Below are 4,160 nucleotides of genomic sequence, written 5' to 3'. Positions count from 1 at the left end.
AAGGTCTTTGCATCCCCATCTCCCCACGGCGTCAGAAGGCTCTCTGACGATTATGACGCAGGCGACCCCCGCGTCCCGAAGTTCTCGGACAGGATCCGCCAAGGCCGAAGCCCTGACGAGAAGCCGCGCTCTATACACGGCCTGTCGAGGAAATCAACGGCGGCAAGCGCCAAGCCGGACCTTGCCGCGCCCGAACCGTCACGAAATCGGCGGCGGGGCCCGGAAGTCGCGGATCAGGTCGGCCAGATCCGCCTCATGCACCGCCTCTGCGGCCTCGGCCAGGGACATCCAGCGACGCTCGCGCTGCAGCGATTCGGGCCAGGCTCCCGACTGGATCAGAACCTCCAGCGGATAGACGGCGACGATGCAGGCCTGGGTGGCGCCCGACTTCAGCCGCTTGGCGTAGCGGAAATGGCCGGCCGGCGTCTCCAGCATCTCGCCCTGGACGCCGGCTTCTTCATAGGCCTCCTGCGCCGCCGCCTGGGGGTCGGTCTTGCCGACCATGCGGCCGCCCTTGGGAATGACCCAACGGCGCGTCTCGCGCGAGGTGATCATCATCACCTCGACCCCGTTCTCGCCCCGCCGCCAAGGCAAGGCCGCGACCTGGCGAGTCTCGGACGTCTCAGTGCGGAACCGGGCGGTCGTCACGTCAGGAACAGTCCGCCGACGAAGTAGAAGATCGCACCGATGGCGGCGGCCGCGGGCATGGTGATGAACCAGGCGGTGACGATGCTGCGCGCGACGCTCCAGCGCACGGCGGACACCCGCTTGGCCGCGCCCACGCCGACGATGGCGCCGGTGATGGTGTGGGTGGTCGACACCGGAATGCCCATGCTGGTCGCCGCGAACAGGGTGATGGCGCCGCCGGTTTCAGCGCAGAAGCCCTGCTGCGGGCTCAGGCGCGTGATGCGCGAGCCCATGGTGTGAACGATCTTCCAGCCGCCGAACAGGGTGCCCAGAGCAATGGCAGCCTGACAGGTGATGACCACCCAGAAGGGCACGTGGAACTCGCCGCCCAGCATCCCGCGGGAATACAGCAGGATGGCGATGATCCCCATGGTCTTCTGCGCGTCATTGCCGCCGTGGCCCAGCGAATAGGCCGAGGCCGAAACGAACTGCAGTCCCCGGAACACCCGGTCCGCGAAGGCCGGATTGGCCCTGACGAACAGCCAGGACACCAGAAGAACCAGCACCAGGGCCAGCAGGAAACCGATGGCCGGCGACATGAAGATGGCGCCCACCGTCTTCAGCACCCCGGCGATGACAACGGCGCTGGTCCCCGCCTTGGCGATGCCGGCGCCCAGCAGGCCGCCGACCAGGGCGTGGGAGCTGGAGGACGGGATGCCCGCCAGCCAGGTGATGACGTTCCAGCTGATCGCCCCCATCAGGGCGCCGAAGATGACCTGATCCGAGATCACGTCGGGCGAGATGATCCCCCGCCCGATCGTGTCGGCCACATGCAGGCCAAAGAAGAGGAAGGCGATGAAGTTGAAGAAGGCCGCCCAGCCGACCGCGTAGATCGGCGGCAGGACGCGCGTCGCGACGATGGTGGCGATGGAGTTGGCCGCGTCGTGCAGGCCGTTCAGGAAGTCGAACAGCAGGGCGACGCCGATCAGGAAGATCAGGATCAGAAGGGCGTGATCCATTGGGTCCTACAGGTGCTCGACCAGAACGCCGTTGATGCGGTTCGCCACATCCTCGAAGCGGTCGATGACCTTCTCAAGGTGGTCGTAAATCTCGCCGCCGATGATGAAGCCCAGGGTGTTGCCCCCCGTCATGTCGTGACGATGCAGTTCATACAGCGCCTTCATCCCCTCGTCGAACAGGGTGTCGCTCTGGCTTTCCAGCACGGCGATCTGCTCGGTCAGGGCGTTCAGGCGGTCGTGGTTCTTTCGCATCGCCGGCAGCAGCAAGACGGCTTCCGCCGTCAGGGCGCCGCACTGGACGGCGATGTCGGCCAACTCGCGCATCTTGGGGGCGAAGTCGCGCACTTCGTACAGGGTGACGACCTTGGCCGTCTTCTGCATCTGGTCGATGGTGTCGTCCAGCGAGTTGGTCAGGCCGCGAATGTCCGAGCGGTCAAACGGGGTGATGAAGCTGCGGCGCACGGCGAACAGGACTTCGCGCGCGACCTCGTCGGCCTCATGCTCATGATCGACGATCTTCTGGCACCAGTCAGGCGTGGCCTCGCCGCCGTCCATCATGCCGCGCAGGGCCTCGGCCCCCTTCACCAGGGTGGCGGCGTGGGCGTCGAACAGGCGGAAGAAGTTGTCTTCCTTGGGCAGCAGCGCCTGGAACCAGCTCAGCATCGGTCGTCTCCGCAAAAAGCCGCGCGAGGCGACAGCGCCCCAAGACCGGAATTACCCATGGGTCGTCAAGTCGTCCGCACACGGAAATCAGGGTTTCCCACAATCCCCGTTGACGCTGCATGCTGCCGTGCAACATTACTTGCAGTTCATGTTTGTGTCCGCATTTGAGGAAGTGCGCTTGACCAATCTTCGCGAGAAGCAAGAGCAGTTTCTGGTTCAGGCGGGACAGGCTCTGGCCCGGCGGGAGCCGCACCAGGCCCTGGCGCTGCTGGATCAGGCGGACGCCCTGGGACGGACGCACAACGCCACGCTGAACCGCGCCGTCGCCCTGCGCCTGCTGGGCGACTTCCACGCCTCCTTGCGCATTCTGGACGAGGCGCTGGACATGAAGCCCTATGACTTCATGGCCTTGCTGGCCAAGGGCGCCATGCTGGAGAAGATCAAGCAGCCCAAGGCGGCGATCGACGTCTACCGAAACGCGCTCAAGATCGCCCCGCCCCGCGAAGCCTGCAATCCCGGCGTCATCGCCCAGATGGACTATGCGGCGCGGATCGTCGACGATCACGCCAAGGCGCTCGGCGACTTCATGCGCCAACGCCTGGCTGACCTGCGCGCCGACGTGGGCGAGGCCGCGCTGGACCGCTTTGACGAAGGCCTGGAGATCTACGCCGGGCTGAAACAGCCGCCCAAGCAGCAGCCCCTGCTGCTGAACTACCCTCGCCTGCCCGTCATCCCCTTCTACGACCGCACCCTGTTCCCCTGGCTCTCGACGCTTGAGGAGGCCACGTCGGTCGTTCAGGAAGAACTGACCGCCCTGCTGGACGACGCCTTCGACGAGTTCGCGCCCTACATCGCCTATCCCAAGGGGGCGCCGGTCAATCAGTGGGGCGAGTTGAACCACTCCCGCAAATGGAGCTCGCTGTTCCTGTGGAAGGACGGGCGACGCCAGGACGCCGTCTGCGCCCGCTGTCCGCGCACCGCCGCCCTGCTGGACAGCCTGCCGATGGCCGACCAGGACGGCTTTGCGCCGACCGCCATGTTCTCGGCCCTGCAGCCGCACACCCACATCCCGGCGCACACGGGATCATCCAACGTGCGCCTGCTGGCCCACCTGCCGCTGATCCTGCCCGGCCCGGCGCGCTTCCGCGTCGGCAACACCACGCGCGCATGGGAGATGGGCAAGGCCTGGGTGTTCGACGACACCATCGAGCACGAGGCCTGGAACGACGCCGACGGCTTGCGCGTCATCCTGATCTTCGACGTCTGGAACCCCTATCTGGATGATAAGGAAAAGCTCCTCATCACCGAGATGATGAAGGCCCAGCGCGACTTCCAGGCGGCTTAGGTCGGCCTACAGGCATGACTGGCGGCGGCGGATTGCCGCCCCCCGGCAAGCTCTGACTGATCATCCAGGCAAGGCGGCGGCCGCGCAGACCTGGGCAAGCTTGTCCAGTTCAGCGTTCAGAAGCGCCGATACGGTTTGAATCTCACACAAGAAAAAGGCCCCGGAGATCGCTCTCCGGGGCCTTCGTCATTTCAGCGCGAGGCCTGAGATCAGACCAGCGAAGCCGGATCGACCTTGAAGCCCGGGCCCATCGTCGACGACAGGGTGATGCGCTTCACATAGGTGCCCTTGGCGCCCGAGGGCTTGGCCTTGTTCAGGGCGTCCACGTAAGCCTTGACGTTGGCTTCCAGGGCGTCCTGCGTGAAGGAGACCTTGCCGATGCCGCCGTGAGCGATACCGGCCTTCTCGACGCGGAACTCCACGGCGCCGCCCTTGGCGTCCTTGACGGCCTGGGCGACGTTCGGGGTCACGGTGCCGACCTTGGGGTTCGGCATCAGGCCGCGCGG

General features: G+C 65.9%; 4 protein-coding genes and 1 pseudogene. 1 reads left to right on the top strand and 4 read right to left on the bottom strand.

What is annotated here, in order from left to right:
- Nucleotides 1-198: 198 nt before the first annotated feature.
- From VGE49_RS06505 to VGE49_RS06495, 3 genes are read right to left on the bottom strand one after another with little or no spacing between them, the layout of a single operon-like run.
- Entirely contained in the window at nt 199-648 is a 450-nt protein-coding gene (locus VGE49_RS06505; protein WP_331033747.1) for an NUDIX hydrolase, read from the bottom strand.
- Entirely contained in the window at nt 645-1,646 is a 1,002-nt protein-coding gene (locus VGE49_RS06500) for an inorganic phosphate transporter (RefSeq protein WP_331033746.1), read from the bottom strand. The genes VGE49_RS06505 and VGE49_RS06500 overlap by 4 nt, the downstream gene beginning before the upstream one ends.
- Nucleotides 1,647-1,652: 6 nt before the next feature.
- A complete protein-coding gene (locus VGE49_RS06495) occupies nt 1,653-2,309 on the bottom strand; it encodes a DUF47 domain-containing protein (protein ID WP_331033745.1) in 657 nt (218 codons plus the stop codon).
- 178 nt (nt 2,310-2,487) lie between these two features.
- Between VGE49_RS06495 and VGE49_RS06490 the strand changes: the two genes are divergently transcribed.
- Nucleotides 2,488-3,654, top strand: a complete 1,167-nt coding sequence (locus VGE49_RS06490; protein ID WP_331033744.1) for an aspartyl/asparaginyl beta-hydroxylase domain-containing protein — start codon at nt 2,488-2,490, stop codon at nt 3,652-3,654.
- 209 nt (nt 3,655-3,863) lie between these two features.
- Here VGE49_RS06490 and VGE49_RS06485 read toward each other — a convergent pair.
- Nucleotides 3,864-4,160: pseudogene (locus tag VGE49_RS06485) on the bottom strand (50S ribosomal protein L1); the annotation flags it as partial.

It is taken from the genome of Brevundimonas sp., from assembly GCF_036405315.1.
Taxonomy (GTDB): domain Bacteria; phylum Pseudomonadota; class Alphaproteobacteria; order Caulobacterales; family Caulobacteraceae; genus Brevundimonas.
Note: the sequence above shows the minus strand (reverse complement) of the source record. Positions and strands in the feature narration are given on the sequence as shown.